Source organism: Dyadobacter sp. SG02 (genome assembly GCF_900109045.1).
GTDB lineage: Bacteria > Bacteroidota > Bacteroidia > Cytophagales > Spirosomataceae > Dyadobacter.
In genome coordinates, this window is the sequence record NZ_FNYL01000007.1 from 334,527 (window position 1) to 349,634 (window position 15,108).

At 51.9% G+C, this 15,108-nt stretch carries 15 protein-coding genes; 8 read left to right on the forward strand and 7 right to left on the reverse strand.

All coding sequences use genetic code 11. The annotated features are described in order from the left end of the window. The first annotated feature begins 166 nt into the window (after nt 1–166). Nucleotides 167–1,330 carry a DUF3095 domain-containing protein gene (locus tag BMW93_RS18760; protein ID WP_090379655.1) on the forward strand — a complete coding sequence of 388 codons (1,164 nt, stop codon included), beginning with the start codon at nt 167–169 and terminating at the stop codon, nt 1,328–1,330. A gap of 3 nt (nt 1,331–1,333) precedes the next feature. Here the strand turns inward: BMW93_RS18760 and BMW93_RS18765 are convergent, their stop codons facing one another. From BMW93_RS18765 to BMW93_RS18785, 5 genes are all read right to left on the reverse strand, one after another. Next, the gene (locus BMW93_RS18765) at nt 1,334–1,852 is read right to left on the reverse strand and encodes a cupin domain-containing protein (protein WP_090379658.1); all 519 of its coding nucleotides are present in this window, start codon (nt 1,850–1,852) and stop codon (nt 1,334–1,336) included. Between the two features lie 87 nt (nt 1,853–1,939). Next, complete coding sequence (locus tag BMW93_RS18770; RefSeq protein WP_090379661.1) at nt 1,940–2,509, reverse strand: Crp/Fnr family transcriptional regulator; 570 nt, start codon at nt 2,507–2,509, stop codon at nt 1,940–1,942. Between the two features lie 32 nt (nt 2,510–2,541). Next, nucleotides 2,542–3,465 carry a TIGR01777 family oxidoreductase gene (locus BMW93_RS18775; RefSeq protein WP_090379664.1) on the reverse strand — a complete coding sequence of 308 codons (924 nt, stop codon included), beginning with the start codon at nt 3,463–3,465 and terminating at the stop codon, nt 2,542–2,544. Beyond that, complete coding sequence (locus tag BMW93_RS18780; protein ID WP_090379666.1) at nt 3,462–4,289, reverse strand: DCC1-like thiol-disulfide oxidoreductase family protein; 828 nt, start codon at nt 4,287–4,289, stop codon at nt 3,462–3,464. The genes BMW93_RS18775 and BMW93_RS18780 overlap by 4 nt, the downstream gene beginning before the upstream one ends. 56 nt (nt 4,290–4,345) lie before the next feature. Further along, nucleotides 4,346–4,852: a GbsR/MarR family transcriptional regulator gene (locus BMW93_RS18785; RefSeq protein ID WP_090379668.1), complete on the reverse strand. Its 507-nt coding sequence runs from the start codon at nt 4,850–4,852 to the stop codon at nt 4,346–4,348. Nucleotides 4,853–5,020: 168 nt separating this feature from the next. Here BMW93_RS18785 and BMW93_RS18790 point away from each other — a divergent pair, with 168 nt between their 5' ends. Next, a complete protein-coding gene (locus BMW93_RS18790) occupies nt 5,021–6,193 on the forward strand; it encodes a sorbosone dehydrogenase family protein (protein WP_090379671.1) in 1,173 nt (390 codons plus the stop codon). Nucleotides 6,194–6,202: 9 nt separating this feature from the next. On the opposite strand, the gene BMW93_RS18795 is transcribed toward BMW93_RS18790, so the two are convergent. Then, nucleotides 6,203–8,137, reverse strand: coding sequence for a pectinesterase family protein (locus tag BMW93_RS18795; RefSeq protein ID WP_090379674.1), 1,935 nt, complete (start codon nt 8,135–8,137; stop codon nt 6,203–6,205). A 129-nt stretch (nt 8,138–8,266) separates the two neighbouring features. Here BMW93_RS18795 and BMW93_RS18800 point away from each other — a divergent pair, with 129 nt between their 5' ends. From BMW93_RS18800 to BMW93_RS18810, 3 genes are all read left to right on the forward strand, one after another. Next, a complete protein-coding gene (locus BMW93_RS18800) occupies nt 8,267–8,938 on the forward strand; it encodes a CAP domain-containing protein (RefSeq protein ID WP_090379677.1) in 672 nt (223 codons plus the stop codon). A gap of 125 nt (nt 8,939–9,063) precedes the next feature. Then, nucleotides 9,064–10,551, forward strand: coding sequence for a sulfatase-like hydrolase/transferase (locus BMW93_RS18805; RefSeq protein WP_229240579.1), 1,488 nt, complete (start codon nt 9,064–9,066; stop codon nt 10,549–10,551). Nucleotides 10,552–10,559: 8 nt separating this feature from the next. Then, a complete protein-coding gene (locus tag BMW93_RS18810) occupies nt 10,560–12,332 on the forward strand; it encodes an arylsulfatase (protein WP_218147709.1) in 1,773 nt (590 codons plus the stop codon). A 5-nt stretch (nt 12,333–12,337) separates the two neighbouring features. Here the strand turns inward: BMW93_RS18810 and BMW93_RS18815 are convergent, their stop codons facing one another. After that, nucleotides 12,338–13,780 (reverse strand): sulfatase, encoded by a 1,443-nt coding sequence (locus tag BMW93_RS18815; RefSeq protein ID WP_090379683.1) that lies wholly within the window; start codon nt 13,778–13,780, stop codon nt 12,338–12,340. A gap of 132 nt (nt 13,781–13,912) precedes the next feature. Here BMW93_RS18815 and BMW93_RS18820 point away from each other — a divergent pair, with 132 nt between their 5' ends. The 3 genes from BMW93_RS18820 to BMW93_RS18830 are packed head-to-tail and all read left to right on the forward strand — an operon-like array spanning nt 13,913 to nt 15,100. Beyond that, complete coding sequence (locus BMW93_RS18820; protein WP_090379686.1) at nt 13,913–14,236, forward strand: helix-turn-helix transcriptional regulator; 324 nt, start codon at nt 13,913–13,915, stop codon at nt 14,234–14,236. A gap of 6 nt (nt 14,237–14,242) precedes the next feature. Continuing rightward, a complete protein-coding gene (locus BMW93_RS18825; RefSeq protein WP_090379688.1) occupies nt 14,243–14,710 on the forward strand; it encodes an SRPBCC domain-containing protein in 468 nt (155 codons plus the stop codon). A gap of 6 nt (nt 14,711–14,716) precedes the next feature. Further along, nucleotides 14,717–15,100, forward strand: coding sequence for a DoxX family protein (locus BMW93_RS18830; protein WP_090379690.1), 384 nt, complete (start codon nt 14,717–14,719; stop codon nt 15,098–15,100). Nucleotides 15,101–15,108: the final 8 nt, after the last annotated feature.

Below are 15,108 nucleotides of genomic sequence, written 5' to 3' on the forward strand. Positions count from 1 at the left end.
GAGGCATTCAATTTCAATTTGCAAAAAACAAAAACTTGACAGGATTATCGATTTTCCTTCGGGTAATTATTTGAGAAAATTGGTTTAAATTCCGTACCAGAATGCGCACGGAGCGCGGTCCGCGTTCCAATCCGCCGCCACTTTTAACCTTGAACTTTTAAAAACCATGTCGCTGGCCCGGAACGAACAGTTTTATTCACGTTTGCCTGCCAACCACATCTCGCTGGGCGAACTGCTGACGGAAGAGCACCTTTTTTACCATGTGCCGGAATCGTGGCACGTGGTCATTACGGACATCCGGAATTCGACGGGCGCCGTTGCCGGCGGAATGCACGAAACGGTCAATTTTATCGCGACGGGCAGTATCGTGAGCGTGCTCAACATTGCATTCAAGGCCGGCATTACCGTTCCGTTCTTTTTCGGCGGCGACGGTGCTACTTTCATCGTCCCGCCGACGATCGCCGACGCGGCTATGCGTGCGCTGGCCGTTTTCAGAAAAAATACGAAAGAGAATTTCGGGCTCGACCTTCGCATCGGGACCGTTGCGGTAAGTGATATTTATACGAAAGGTTTCGAACTCAAACTGAGCAAACTGACAGTTTCCGGCGCATTCTCGATTCCCGTTGTGCTCGGCGACGGGCTGTATTACGCGGAAAAACAAGTAAAAAACGAGCATTACCGGTTCGATTACGAGCCCAAGCCGGAAGACGAGCTGGACCTGAGCGGTATGCAATGCCGTTGGGATAAAATCGGGCCGCCGGAAACGGACCAGGAAGTAGTGACGCTGCTCGTGTGCGTGCCGGCCGGTAAACACCAGGCGCAGCTGTTTGCCAGGGTAATGGAGCATGTCGACGGCATTTACGGCCCGTTTCCGCGACGGCAGCCCATTTCTGTGCCGAAGCTGATCTGGAAAACGACTTTCAAGAAAATGGAGATGGAAATGCTGGTCAGGAATGGCCGCATCAATATCCTTCGCCTGGCCGCGTCGTGGATCGCCTGGCTTGCAGGTTACGTATATTTCAGAACGTCACAGGGCAGGAACTACCTCAACAGCCTCGTCGAAATGTCGGATACGCTGGTGATCGACGGGAAGATCAATACCGTCATTACGGGCACCCCGCGCCAGCGGGAACAGCTCCAAGCCGCCCTCGACGGTATGGAAGCAGCCCGCGAAATCCATTACGGGTTGCATGTGAGCGGCGAATCCGTGATGTCGTGCTACGTGCATGACCTCAAAGAGGGCCATATCCATTTCGTCGATGGGGCGGAAGGAGGTTATACCAAAGCGGCAGGTATACTGAAACAGAAGTTGCGCAGTGCGCAGGTGTAGCGGCTACCGGGACGGCCCTACCGGCAGCATATTCTGCACGTCCACGGGAAAACTGTCATATTTCTGATACAGTTTCAGGTATTTCGCCGGATCGATCACCGGTTCGGTCAGTATCGATTTCAGGCCGCGGAAAAAGCCTTCCCGTTGCTGGCCGGGATTGAAGATCAGGTTGATAACTACCTCTTCTGTCGAATGATTCGCAAACCCGTGCGCGGTCATGCGCGGTACGTACACCACCGCGCCCTCGTGCGCGAGGACCGGGCCGTCGGCCAGGTCGATCGTCAGCGTGCCTTTACGGACGATGAAAGTCTCGTCCATAAAACGGTGATAGTGCAATCTCGCACCGATCGTAGCAGGAGCGAGTTTGATTTCGTAAACGCCCAGCTGGTCGTTCGAAATGTCGCTCGTTACCTTTAATGTAATGCTGTTGCCACCCATGGCGAGCACTTCTCCCTCGCCCGGGCCGAACATAATGGCTTTATTATCAATAGTATCAGAGAGAAAGTCGGTTTCATTTTTCATAGCATTTGTTATTGTTTTGAATTGAACAACACAAATGTCGGGCGCGCCGGGACTGAAAACATTTACAAATGTTGAGGCTTTGAAAAATTACATTTCCGCGCGGATACGGCTGAGCTGGGTAGGAGTAATGCCGAGGTAGGAAGCGATTTCGTGCTGTTTAAGACGCGGTTCGAGGTTGGGATATTCTTTCAGGAAATTGATGTAGCGCGTCTTCGCATTGTCGTACCGGAACGAAATTTCCAAAGGCTCTTTTTCAATGATCCAATGGATCTCCATGTACCTGATGTAGAATGCGGCGAGGTCGCGATGTTTCTCGGTCAGCGATTTAAATTCGTAGAAATTGTATTCCAATGTCTCCGTCGGTTCCAGCGCCCGGATCGCAAACATGCTCGGCGAATGCGTGAGCATTGCGGGTAAGGAACCGGTAAAATAGGTTTCGGGGAAAAACCTTTTGATCACGACATCCCCGTCCGGCGAAACGTAATATTGCGAGAAAAGCCCTTTCACGACAATTGCGATATTTTTAGCCATCTGGCCTTCCTGCAAAAAATACGCGCCTTTCGCATACGAATGCGGCCGCAGGAGTTTCGTCATATCCTCCATCGTCTCTTCCGAAAGCGTGCCGTAAGTGGCAAATTTCGCGCGGAGTTGTTCCATTGTTTAGCAAGTTTTGGCTGAAATATAATGCTTTAAGGCTGCCAGACAATGTCGTTGACCGCATGCCCGATCTCGGGATAACTAAATTCGAACTGGTGGTCCAACAGGCGTTTGGGCAATACCCATCGGCTTTTGAGCAGCAGTTCCATTTCGGTCCCGATCACCCTCGTGCCTATTTCCAGTAACCAGGCCGGAGCGGGAATACCGACCGGCATGCCGCAGGCTTTGCGGAGGGCCGCCATGACCACTTCGTTTTTTGCGGGATTGGGTGAAGTACAATTGAGTATGCCCGATACCGCTTCGTTTTGCAAAAGCCACTCGGTGCATTTCGCGGCGTCCTGTTCATGCAGCCAGGACATATATTGTTGCCCGTTGCCCTGTTTCCCGCCCAGGCCGAGCCGTGCGAGCGCGAGCAGGCGGGGAAATGCGCCGTCGCGCTTCCCGAACACGACCCCCATCCGCAATGCTACTTTTCTCGTGCCGGGTGTCGGGTTTTCGAAGAATGCTTCTTCCCATTTCCTGCACACATCTATGGAAAATCCGTAGCCGATTTCGCCGGTATCTTCGTCCTGCGGGCGGTCTTCCGCGTGCCGGTAAATGGTTGCGGACGTAACGTTGATCCAGAGCCGCGGAGGTACGGCAAGGGACTGGATCGCATGGGCGAGTAAGGTGGTTGGGGTAACGCGCGAGTTGATGATTTCGGCTTTGTTTTCGGGGGTGTAACGGCAATTGACATTCTTTCCGCAAAGATTAATGAGCAAATCGGCGTGGTTCAGGCATTCCACCCATTCGCCCTGCGTGCGTGCGTCCCAGCTGATTGTTCTGATGTTTTCAAACGAAGGAGAAGGTTTGCGGCTCAGGACGATCACCTCCCTGGCAAGCGGTTTGTAATACTCCTGTAATACTTTTCCAAGGTAACCGTTGCCGCCGGCAAGCACAATTTTGTCGTATTTCATGGCAAATGCTGTAACAATATGATCAGAATGATAACGCGGTACAAAACCCAGGTGGCGCTCGGCAGGTAACCGAATCCCAGCAGCCTGGATCTCCGCAAATGTTCCAGGAACATCAGCAATACCACCAGCATAAAAAACAATGCGGAAATCAGCCAGCCCGGGCTAAACAAGGTACAAATGAGCATAAATCCAAGCAAACCTAATGCGCCGGCCAGGGAAATTGTCGTGAGGTTACCCAAATAATCCCATGCTTTATGTTTTTTGTACAAGACAATCACCGCGCCCTGAAAGAGAAACTGCCCGCCGCAAATAAGGAATTCACGCCAGAACGCATCTTTTCCTACTATATCTGCGAGCAAATTCGCGTAGGAAGCCAGTATCAAAGACGTCACGAGCCATCCGAATACGATCCAGGCCATGCGGTATTTTACATTAAAAGAAGGTTGGTACCCAAACTGGTTTTCAGAAGCCGGTGCCGGAATGATCACGCGGCGGTTGTAGGAAATGAATGCGTACGATTTGCGGGCCAGCCACAAAAACGGCTTCCAGCGGAACAATGCACCCAGCCGCGGCATCGCATTGCTGCATACTTTCAGTAAGCTATCGATGCCATAAGTTACTTCTCCGGTCTCCTGGTTCACCAACGCTATTTCGTTGACGGCCCGCTGCCAGTCCAGATTGGGGCAGGCAGCCCCGGCATATTGCTGATAGGCCTCGCGGCCATCGGTTTCGAGCAGGCCGTTCCGTACAAATGCGTCGGTATACAGGTTGCACATCGGGCATTCGGCGTCGTAGAGGATGATGTGGTTATGTAATGTTTTCATTTGTTTAATATATTTTGAATTTTCAGAAAAAATTGAAAGTTTAATGTAAAAAAATATTACTTGAACAGTTTAAAAATACCGCCCCAAAACCAGCTCTCCTCCGCACCCAGCATGGTTTCCAGGGTTTTATCTACGTTTTTGGCCAGTTTGTTAATGTCCGTCACCGACTTATTGAATGTGTTGAACTCGGGGTCGCTGGCGTCGCCGGTAACCTTCGACAGTTCATCGAGTACTTTGATAACGGGCTCCAACTCGCGTTTGCGGCGTTCTTTGGCCACCTGTTTAGCGATGTTCCAGACATCCTTGTCGGCGAAGAAATACTCCTTCCGTTCTCCCTGCTTGTGCTGCTTTTCGATCAGCCCCCAGCCGATCAGGTCGCGCAGGGTCATATTGGCGTTGCCGCGCGAAATGCTCAGCATTTCCATAATTTCCTCGGTCGTCAGCGGGTCGGGAGCGATCAGGAGCAATGCGTGTACCTGCGCCATGGTGCGGTTGATGCCCCATTCAGAGCCCAGTTTGCCCCATGATTCGATAAATTTCCGTTTTGCTTCTTCGAGTTCCATGTTTCAAAGGTAAGAATGTATTTAAACTTTCAAAACTTTTTGAAAGTTTAAATATTTAGAACGCTCCAAGGCCGGGCTCAGGAGCGTTGAGAGTAAATCTCAAATGCATTCGACTTGTAAAGCGGGCAGAGGACAGACTGCCACTTTTAACCCAAAACCAGATTTTCCATGAAACGTTTCGTCATAAACGGCCTCGCAGGGCTTGCGCTGTTAATCACTTGCAATGCATCGAAACCGCATGGTCCGGGCGCCGCGGCGACGGTGAAGGTAGTGGAGGCTTTTCCCAAGCTGCATTTCGACCTGCCCGTTGACCTCACGCATGCGAACGACGGAACCAACCGGCTCTTTGTGCTGGAACAGGAAGGGACAATCCGTGTTTTTGAAAATGCTTCAACAACCTCATCTTCAAAGGTTTTTCTGGATATTAAAAAGCTGGTGAGCTATGGAGGCGAAGCCGGGTTGCTGGGCCTCGCGTTTCATCCCGATTATAAAAACAACGGCTATTTCTTCCTCAATTACATGACGAAGGTTTCCGGTAAACTCGAAACGGCCATTGTCCGCTACAAAGTCAGCGCCAGCGACCCTAGCCAGGCAGACCCGGCCAGCGCGACGGTGCTTTTTACATTTGATCAGCCCTATGACAACCACAACGGAGGAGGGATGAAATTCGGGAAGGATGGTTATCTCTACATTTCCACCGGTGACGGCGGTAGCTGGGGCGATCCGAGCAATAATGGCCAGAACAAAAACGCCTGGCTGGGCAAGATCCTGAGAGTGGATGTGAACAGTAAAACGAAAGGGAACTATGGCATACCGGCAGATAATCCGTTTGCGGGTAACAAGGAAGGTTATAGGGAGGAAATATATGCATACGGACTCAGAAACCCGTGGCGGATCAGCTTCGATGATGTTACCAACACGCTCTGGGCCGGGGATGTGGGCCAGAACAAGCGGGAGGAAATCGATATTATCGTCAAGGGTGGCAACTATGGCTGGCGATTGAAAGAAAGTATCGACTGCTACAATCCCAAGCGCGATTGCGGAGGAGAAGGGCTGATCGATCCCGTGATCGATTTGCCGCAGGCCAACGGCGAGCATTCCATCACGGGCGGGTTTGTGTACCGCGGCAAAGCGGTGCCGTCGCTGGAAGGCAAATACGTGTTCGGCGATTACGTCAGCGGCCGGCTTTTCGCGCTCGAAACCAAAAATGGCAAAGCCGTGCAAAACAACATTATCGCGGAAGGTGTAGGGCAAATTTCGGCCTTCGGCACCGACCAGTCCCATGAGCTTTATATCTGCAACCACGGCACGGGCAAGATCATGAAACTGACCCAGCCCTAATGCGGCATATTATTTACGGGCGGCCACTCCCTTATCCGGCAAAACCTTTTTCAGAAATCCGGAAATCGTGGCAAGCGTAGGTTCGAACCACGGATCGAAGAACATGAACGTATGCGGTGCGTCCGGGAATGTTTTGATTTCGCTGTACGTGCCGAATGCATTCAATTTTTGGATGAAATCCGTCCTTCCGGCGTGCATACGGTCTATCGAGCTGTTGATGAACAGAAACGGCGGCGTTTTCGCGCTTACGTGCGTAAGCGGGGCGGCTTCGTGCCACATATCGGGGCGCTCTGCTTTGGGATAGCCAAACCAGTAGGTAGCCGCTGAAATCGATTTGGAATCATTGCCTTCGCCCGATTCGGGGTGGATGAATGCCAGCGTGCCGTCAATGTCGACTACCGCCTGCACGGTACTCGAACCCTCGTTTTCTCGGACTACGCCTTCAAATTTCGGATTCCCGTTCGTAGCACCGACGAATGCGGCCAATTCGCCGCCCGCCGAGAAACCCAAAATGGCCATGCGGGCCGTATCGATGCCATATTCGTTACCGTGGGAACGCATCCAGCGTATGGCGGCCTTCAGATCATGGACGGCGGCAGGGTAGAGGGCGTGGGTGGATAGGCTGTAATCGGCTGTGATACAAACATATCCCATGGCTGCGAGCTTGCGTGCGAGCGTGTTGTTGTGCGTGCGGTCGCCCGAGCGCCAGCCTCCGCCGTGTGCCATCAGCAAGGCTGGTTGCAAGGTCTTTGCCTTTCGTTTGGTTTTGTAAATATCCAGCAGCAAGGTTTTTCCGCCCGGGGTGGTACGGTAAACGACGTTCCGAACTACCTGAACCGACGCCGGCATGGTGGAATCGGCGATGCGGATGTTTGGATGGTGGGCGATTTCGTGCCGGTAGGAGCCTTTTACCGAAAAGCTGGTGTCGGGTGTACCCGAGGGTTGCAAACGCAGCGTTTTGCCCGGAACCCAGCCGGAAAGGATGTTTTCGAGTGTGTACTTTTCTCTTTCCTGTACGGTAAGCTGTTTCGACCAGGCAACACGGGCATTCGCGTTGGCGCCCGGGCCGGTGCTATTGTATTCGGCATAGAATGCGGTTTTTTCTTTCTCCGGGAACATATTGTCGCCTTTCCACCGGTCCCAGCCTTCTTTCACAATATGCCCGTCCATTTCGGTGTCTATGAAAACCGTTTTGGCATATGGTCGCCACGGGCGCCCGAGGTATACCCTGGTCGCTTCGTCGGTGGCTACGAGTTTACAATTGAAAAACACATAACCGTATGCCTGCTCGCGGGTGGTGGAGGCGGCGGTAATGTACGAACTGGTGAGGCTCCGGATCGTACAGTTCTGGAAAACGGCGGTTGCTTCGCCAAAAATGAAATCGGTAGTGCCTGTGATGAGGCAGTCTTTATAGTAATTGCGGCCGTCTTTGGAAGTATATAAGGTATCCTGATTGCCCAGAATGCGGCAGTTGTATACCTCGATGCGGTCGCCTTCAGTGGCCAGCGCTACGGCCTGGCCCACGCGGCCCGCGGTATTTTCGATGGTCAGGTTTTGCAGCGTGCAGTCGTTGGCCTGCACGAGCACCGTATAGGAAGTATAGGTACTGAATTTCGCATTGCCGGTAAAATCACCTTGCGGGAAATCCTTGCCGGAAAAGTCATTATTGGTGATAATGGTGTGTTGTGCGCTCTCGCCGATCAGTGTAATGTTCTTTTTCCAGGCGGGAATGACGAGTTTTTCGCGGTAGATCCCGTTTTTTACGCGTATCGTGGCACGGATCTGCGAATGGTCGCGGACGGCATTCACGGCCTCCTGGATTGTTCTGAAATCACCACTTCCGTCCTGGGAGACAGTGAAATGCTGTTCGATGGCCTGTACTTGCCCGTGCACGTTCAGGTGAAATAAAAGCCAGGCAAGCAGCAGACCGATTCTTGTTGACATGTTTTATAAGTTTGCTTTTTTAAATGCAGTCAACCAGGGCATATACACACCGCAAAGTTTTTTGGATATTATTTTATTATTATTTTTCATGTATATTGTTCTAAATGATTGGATTCATTTTGCAACGCCATGGAAACCCTGATTGTTTTCGCCCTCTATTTGTATTCGCATTTAGGAATCGACTTGCATAAAAATCAATATTATGCAGTGGAAGACAACCTTTTTTTTGCATTGCCCAAATCCAATGAGCTGATCCGGTTGCAGAACCCGGATACGCTTTTTCTGGATGCCGCTGTTTTTCACGCGAGCAATGAAGTGCGGAAAAAATACGGTTTGTCGCCATTTCAATATGACCCGGGTTTATACCTGGCATCGTCCGGACATGCCACTGCGATGGTGTTTCGCATGTTTTTCAATCACATCAATCCTTATAGCCCGTACGAACGCACCGCTCAGCGACGGGTGGAGTTGTATACCAAGAGATTTAAAAGGGTAGGCGAAAACATCGGTAAATACCAGACATTGGTCAGTGGTGATTTTATGATCGCACGCTGGGACCGTCGTTTAAACCAATATGAGTTCTTAAATGAAAGCGACCACAAGCTCTGCAAGCCGTTCACTTATGCGGAGTATGCGAGGTTTGTAGTGGAGCAATGGATGGCTTCGCCGCCGCACCGCAAAAACCTGATGAATCCCGCCTATACTTACCTCGGTTGCGCCGCGCGGCTGTCGCCCGAACCTTATCTTCATAAAAAAGCACCTTACGCGAGTCTGGTTCAAAATTTCGGAGGGGAACAGTGAATGGAATGGTGGTAAGGTACCCTAATCGTCATGCTACGGTTTATAAACCCGAGTAAAATGGTGGGATAAGTATGTAAATTAGCGCCCAACCTTTTATTTGAGTCTAAATCATAATTAAACCCGCTTTGAAAAGTTTTACAAGTCTGCGCTGGCTGTGGGCCGTTTTGCTGGCCGCGCCGTTGTTCCTGCAATATCTTCCTGAAAAGCAGCCGGCACCGAAGCCCGCCGCAAAACCCAATATCCTTTTCATTTTCGCCGACGATCAGCGTGCCGATGCCCTGGGGATAGCCGGGAACTCGGTCGTAAAAACGCCGAACATCGACCAGCTGGCGAAATCGGGGACGCGGTTTGCGAACTGCTATGTCATGGGCGGGCACCACGGGGCCATATGCGCCCCCAGCCGGGCGATGCTCATGAGCGGGAAAAGCCTTTTTCACGTGTACGATGTGCTCGATGGCGTTCATACCATGCCGCAGCATTTCGCGGAAAATGGTTATGAAACGTTCGGTACCGGAAAGTGGCACAATGGCGCTCAAACCTTCGAGGCTTCATTTCAGAAAGGGAAGGCCGTTATGCTCGGTGGCATGAGCGACCATTTTCAGGTACCTGTACGGGATCTGAACAATGGCAAACTCGGCGAGCCGGTAACGAAAGGCTTCTCTACCGACATTTTTACAGAAGCGGCGCTTTCTTACATTGATGAATATGCCAAAGGCAAAAAGAGCAGCCCGTTTTTCTGCTACATCGCGTACACCGCCCCGCACGACCCTCGCTCGCCGCGTGAGGATTACATCGGCAAATACCCCGAAAAGGATATTCCACTGCCGGGCAACTTCAAACCCGTGCATCCGTTCGACTACGGCGAAGCGCAGGTCCGTGATGAGAACCTCGCCCCCTGGCCACGCACGCCGGAAATCGTCAAAGCCACATTGTCGGACTATTACGGGCTGATCAGTCATCTGGATACGCGCGTGGGCGACATTATCCGGTCGTTGAAGGAGAAGGGGCTATATGAGAACACCATTATCGTTTACGCCGCCGATAACGGTCTGGCGGTAGGCAGCCACGGCTTGCTCGGCAAGCAGAGCCTTTACGAGCATAGTATGAAAGTGCCGTTCATCATCACCGGGCCCGGTATTCCAAAAAGCCAGGTATCGAATGCATTGGTGTACCTCTACGACATTTTCCCTACGCTGGCATCCGCAACGGGGCTTCCCAAACCCGAAGGAGTGGATGGCAAAAATCTCGCGGAGGTGATCAGCGGAAAAGCCAAAGGTGTCCGGGAAAGCAGTTTTACCGCCTACCGCAACCTGATAAGGGCAGTGAGGGACGATGAATGGAAGCTGATCCGCTACCCTAACCGCGATTATACCCAGCTTTTCAATCTCAAAAAAGATCCGCTGGAACTGGAAAACCTGTCGGGGAAAGCCGAGTACCGGCAAAAAGAGGAGCGTTTGAAAAAACTGCTGGTCCAATGGCAGCAGCAAACCGGCGACACCGTGGCTTATACTGCGAAAACGATTCTTCCGATGAAATACGCGCCGGAAAAATTCGAGCGAACCATGGACAAGTTCCAGCCGAAATACACGCAGGACAGGTATTATAAAAAGTAGTTTTTGCAATGATGAAAAACACCCTCTCAGTCCGCGCGATGCTCCTGGCATTGCTTACGATATTGTTTTTGAATGCGAATGCCCAAAAGCGACCTAATATCGTGCTCATTCTGGCCGACGATCAGGGATGGGGCGATTTGAGCATTAACGGCAACACCAACGTCCGCACGCCGCATATCGACCGGATCGGGAAGGAAGGCGCTCAGTTTTCACGGTTTTACGTCTCGCCCCTGTGCGCCCCCACGCGTGCGGGCCTGCTCACGGGACGCTATCATTACCGCGCGGGCGTCTGGGGCGTATCCAACTCGCGGGAATTTATGAACCTGGACGAAGTTACCCTGGCCGATATGCTCAAAAGCGCCGGTTACGCCACAGGCTGCTTCGGGAAATGGCACAATGGCAGCCAATATCCCTACCATCCCAATGGCCGCGGATTCGACGAGTTTTACGGCATGCTCAGCGGGCATTACGCCAATTATTTCAATACGACCATTGACCATAACGGCGAGCCTGCGAAAAGCACCGGCTACATCGCCGACGATTTAACAAACAAGGCCATCGGGTTTATTGAAAAAAGCAAAAAGGCTGGTAGACCATTCCTTTGTTATGTGCCCTACAACACGCCGCATTCGCCGTTCCAGGTGCCGGATGAGAACTATAACCGCGTGAAACAGCGGGGTATCAATCAATTCAGCCAGAACAAGGGCGAGGAGGATGAAGAAACGACCATAACCGCGCTGGCCATGACCGAAAACATCGACGACAATGTGGGAAGAATCCTTAAAAGACTTGACGACCTGAAATTGGCCGACAACACGATCGTCATCTACCTCAGCGACAACGGCCCCAACTCCTGGCGCTGGAATGGCGATATGAAAGGCAGAAAAGGTACTACCGGAGAAGGAAGTGTACGCGTACCATTTCTCATTCGCTGGCCGGGCGTGATTCCCGCCGGGAAAGTAGTGCATGACAACGCGGCTTACATCGACTTGTTTCCTACATTGATCGATCTGGCTGGTACACCTGTGAAAAAGAGCGGTAAACCACTCGACGGCATCAGCCTCAAACCTGCATTGACAAAAGCCGCCCGCATTCCGGACCGGCTGCTCTACTTATCGATCAATAAAAACAACAGTGTACGAAAAGGTCATTACTTATATCAAAACAATGCATTGTACGACCTCGTCGCCGACTCGACACAACAAAATAACATCGCGTCGCAATACCCGGCACTGACCGACAGCCTCCGCATTGCATTCGATAAGTGGTATGCGGATGTCTACAAAAATATTGATTCGACGCGCTCGCTGCCGGTAGGTTACAGCCAGTTTCCGAAGACGGTGCTACCTTCCCAGGACGCTGTTTTGCACCCTTCCACCAAAGGCAGCCTCTCATACAGCGCCTCCGCACCGAACTCTTCCTGGATCGCGAACTGGTCGGATACCGATTCTTACGCGAGCTGGAATGTGGATGTGCATACAACAGGCTGGTATCAGGTAAATATCCGCTACACCAGCGCGGATGCGGGCGATGCATTCAAACTGGTGTTGAACAAAAGCCAGATCTCCGGCCGCATTCCCGAACCATTTGATCCACCATTACTCCCGAGCCCCGACCGCGTGAAAAGGACGGCGGAATCTTACGAAAAGGAGTTTCGGACGTTGAAAGTCGGTGAAATTAAGCTCGAAAAGGGTAAAGGCGAGCTGAAATTGCTCGCTACTGAACTGAAAGGCGGCAAGTTCGCGGATATTCGGGCTGTGGAATTGGTGCTAATGAAATAGGATTATCAAAAAGGCCCTTTCGCATTAATCCTGTCCGCATTTCTGGCAGCCCCGGGCATTTCGCCGCGTTTGTCCTTGGCAGGCAATGCCTCGCCGGTTTCGCGGTCGTACCAGTCGGGGGTGAGGTGTTTGGGTGTGGTGTCGCCGGTGTCGGTTTGCCATTGGGCAAGCACCTTTTTCAAGGTTTGGATTTGTTTGGAATAAGTATTGTTTGCCAACAGGTTTTCGACTTGCGCAGGGTCTTTGAAATTGTCGAAAAATTCTTCCGATGCCCGCGGTACTTTCAATGCGTCTTCTTGCAGCGGACTCAGCTTGCCGGTTTTCCGGGCGGCTTTCAATGCTTTTGCCGAGGGGCTTTGATTGGCGTCGATCGGGCCACCGTTGTCGAGTTCGGGTCTTTTATTAATGATATACAAAAAATCCTTCGTGCGCACGGCCCGCTCGTAAGCTTCGTAATCGTGCCAGTTGTGCTCGGCGAAAATGTATTTTCTGAACTCCTGATCAGGTTTCTTGAATAGTTGTGCAAAGCTTTTACCCTGGAATGTCGGTCCGGCCCCGATACCTGCCAATGCCAGTAATGTAGGGGCGATATCGACGGCGCTGATCAGGCTCTGGCAGATTTGCCCGGCGCCGATACCCGCAGGCCACTTCACGAGAAAAGGCGTTTTAATGCCGGCGTCGGTCAGGCGCGTCTTGCTTCCGGGGAATGGGCGACCGTTGTCCGCCATGAAAATGATGAGCGTGTTCTCCGACAGTCCCTGCGTGGCGAGTTCATTTTCGAGTGCGCCTACATAATGATCCAGGCGGGCGATTTCATTGTAATAGGCCACGAGGTCCTGCCGCGTCTCACGTGTGTCCACAAGCGTAGGCGGTACCTCCACGTCGCGCGCGGGATCGTGCTGCGGGCCGTTGGTCGTGGCCGACCACGGCCGGTGCGCGTCGTAGGGCGATAGCCAGAAGAAAAACGGTTTGTTTTTAGGTCTGGATTTCAACAGGTTAACCCATTGTGCTTCACCGCCTTCACCATTCTGCGCCTGGTTCACCAGCAGCGTATCGTAAGCCCGGCGTGTGTTGGGGCCTTCGTGCCATTTGCCGGCCAATGCGGTGTAATAGCCTTTTTGTTTCAGCAGTTCGGGGAAGTATTTCAAATGCGCCGGGAGCGGGGCATGCAGCTCGGCGGCGCCGGTATTGTGTGGGTACCGGCCCGTGAGAATGCTCGTGCGGCTAGGGCTGCAAGAGCTGGCGGTCAGAAACATATTGGTAAATTTAATGCCCTCGCGCGCAAGCTTGTTGAGGTTCGGCGTCTTCACCTTGCCATTGCCATAGGCACCGATGTCATCCCAGCTGATGTCGTCGCCGATGATGAATATGATATTGACCGGTTCTGCCGCGTGCGCGACAATGCCGGAGAAGAACAATATAATCAGAAGAGTGTAGCGCCGCGTCATGTTTGCCGGATAAATTGAACAAGCCCAATGCGCTTACAAAAAGCCATTTATCCATTAATTTTTCAAAAAAAACTATAAAAAATTTGTGTAGTTAAGTGACTACACATAAATTCGTAGCCAAATAACTACGCAATGAACCTGAGACGAGATGTATTTCAAGCCATAGCAGACCCAACCCGCAGGGCCATACTGCTATTACTGGCGTCGCAATCCCTGACAGCGGGGGCGATCGCCTCGAACTTCGATACGGCCCGACCTACGGTTTCCAAGCACCTGCAAATACTCACCGAATGCGAGTTGCTGAAACAGGAGCAGACCGGCCGGGAGATTTATTATCACTTAAATCCCAATAAAATGAAAGAGATCGCCGACTTCATCGAGCCTTTCCGGCAAATGTGGGATGACCGCTTCAACAAGCTGGAATCCATTATGAAAAACTATCAATCCAAAAAATAACACAACATGGAACGGAAGACGAAAATCAATGCGGAAAACGGCAGGCAGGACCTGGTGATCACCCGGGAGTTTGAGCTGCCGCTCGACCTGCTCTTCAAGGCCTATGTGGAGCCGGAGATCGTGGAGCAGTGGATGAGTACCAAAGTCGTGAAACTCGAAAGCAGGCCTCACGGCGCCTGGGCGTTCGAAACGTCCGACGCGGCGGGCAATGTAGTATTGCGGATGAATGGCGTGATCCACGAGTTTGTGCCGGAGCAGAAAATCACGCGCACTTTCCAAATGGAAAACACACCATACCCGGTACAGCTGGAATTTCTCGTATTCGAAAAGCTCACCGACGAGACGAGCAAAGTCACTATGCAGATCGTCTACAAGTCGCCCGAGGACCGTGAAGCGGCGCTGAAACTGCCTTTTGCGGCGGGTATCAATATGGCCCACAACCGGTTGGAACAAGTTGTCAAACAATTAATATAAACCACCATGGAAAAGAGAAACAGAATCATTTACTGGATTTTTACGGCATGGCTCGCGCTGGGAATGACGTCGACCGGCATTGTGCAGCTCATGAAAATGAAGGAAGAGGCGGATATGTTTGCACGCCTCGGCTATCCCGAATACCTGCTCACGATGATCGGCACCTGGAAAATTCTGGGTGTGATTGCAGTACTTATTCCTAAATTCCCGCTTCTGAAAGAGTGGGCGTACGCCGGGTTCTTCTTTTGCATGTCGGGGGCGATCATCTCGCACATGGCACTAGGCGATCCGATCGGTGAAGTAGCGCCACCGCTTTTGTTGCTCGTATTGACGGTCATTTCCTGGTATTTCCGGCCGGCGGGCAGAAAATTGGCTGTTGTTCAAATTTAAAGGCACAT

What these genes read in the sequence shown, in the direction of transcription:
- BMW93_RS18760 (WP_090379655.1), top strand. Translation starts at nt 167, where the DNA reads ATGTCGCTGGCCCGGAACGAACAGTTTTATTCACGTTTGCCTGCCAAC.
- BMW93_RS18765 (WP_090379658.1), bottom strand. Translation starts at nt 1,852, where the DNA reads ATGAAAAATGAAACCGACTTTCTCTCTGATACTATTGATAATAAAGCC.
- BMW93_RS18770 (WP_090379661.1), bottom strand. Translation starts at nt 2,509, where the DNA reads ATGGAACAACTCCGCGCGAAATTTGCCACTTACGGCACGCTTTCGGAA.
- BMW93_RS18775 (WP_090379664.1), bottom strand. Translation starts at nt 3,465, where the DNA reads ATGAAATACGACAAAATTGTGCTTGCCGGCGGCAACGGTTACCTTGGA.
- BMW93_RS18780 (WP_090379666.1), bottom strand. Translation starts at nt 4,289, where the DNA reads ATGAAAACATTACATAACCACATCATCCTCTACGACGCCGAATGCCCG.
- BMW93_RS18785 (WP_090379668.1), bottom strand. Translation starts at nt 4,852, where the DNA reads ATGGAACTCGAAGAAGCAAAACGGAAATTTATCGAATCATGGGGCAAA.
- BMW93_RS18790 (WP_090379671.1), top strand. Translation starts at nt 5,021, where the DNA reads ATGAAACGTTTCGTCATAAACGGCCTCGCAGGGCTTGCGCTGTTAATC.
- BMW93_RS18795 (WP_090379674.1), bottom strand. Translation starts at nt 8,137, where the DNA reads ATGTCAACAAGAATCGGTCTGCTGCTTGCCTGGCTTTTATTTCACCTG.
- BMW93_RS18800 (WP_090379677.1), top strand. Translation starts at nt 8,267, where the DNA reads ATGGAAACCCTGATTGTTTTCGCCCTCTATTTGTATTCGCATTTAGGA.
- BMW93_RS18810 (WP_218147709.1), top strand. Translation starts at nt 10,560, where the DNA reads ATGATGAAAAACACCCTCTCAGTCCGCGCGATGCTCCTGGCATTGCTT.
- BMW93_RS18815 (WP_090379683.1), bottom strand. Translation starts at nt 13,780, where the DNA reads ATGACGCGGCGCTACACTCTTCTGATTATATTGTTCTTCTCCGGCATT.
- BMW93_RS18820 (WP_090379686.1), top strand. Translation starts at nt 13,913, where the DNA reads ATGAACCTGAGACGAGATGTATTTCAAGCCATAGCAGACCCAACCCGC.
- BMW93_RS18825 (WP_090379688.1), top strand. Translation starts at nt 14,243, where the DNA reads ATGGAACGGAAGACGAAAATCAATGCGGAAAACGGCAGGCAGGACCTG.
- BMW93_RS18830 (WP_090379690.1), top strand. Translation starts at nt 14,717, where the DNA reads ATGGAAAAGAGAAACAGAATCATTTACTGGATTTTTACGGCATGGCTC.